Below are 248 nucleotides of genomic sequence, written 5' to 3'. Positions count from 1 at the left end.
AGCATGACCTGGCCAGGTTCCAGCTGGAACAACTCGACCTGCAATTACAGCGCACGGGCCTGGAAAGTTGGGAGCCGGAGCTGGCCGTGCAAGTGGGCCAACTGCTGTATCGCTGCTACGACCTGTTGCCACAAAACCAAGCCGTACAAGACGGAAAAGACACCCTGCATCGCCGGTTATGCCATTTCGACCTGGAAGCAGTACTTGAATAGCGCCTCATCAAAAGGAGAAGCACCATGGCCAAAGAC

1 protein-coding gene is annotated in these 248 nt (G+C 55.6%); it reads left to right on the top strand.

The features are described from left to right. Nucleotides 1-212 (top strand): type VI secretion system domain-containing protein (locus QN399_RS26510; protein WP_330201966.1); only part of this gene is annotated, 212 nt, incomplete at its 5' end. Nucleotides 213-248: the final 36 nt, after the last annotated feature.

Source organism: Pseudomonas sp. 10C3, from assembly GCF_036346185.1.
GTDB lineage: Bacteria > Pseudomonadota > Gammaproteobacteria > Pseudomonadales > Pseudomonadaceae > Aquipseudomonas.
The sequence above is the reverse complement of the archived record's forward strand: the minus strand, read 5'-3'. Positions and strand labels throughout refer to the sequence as shown.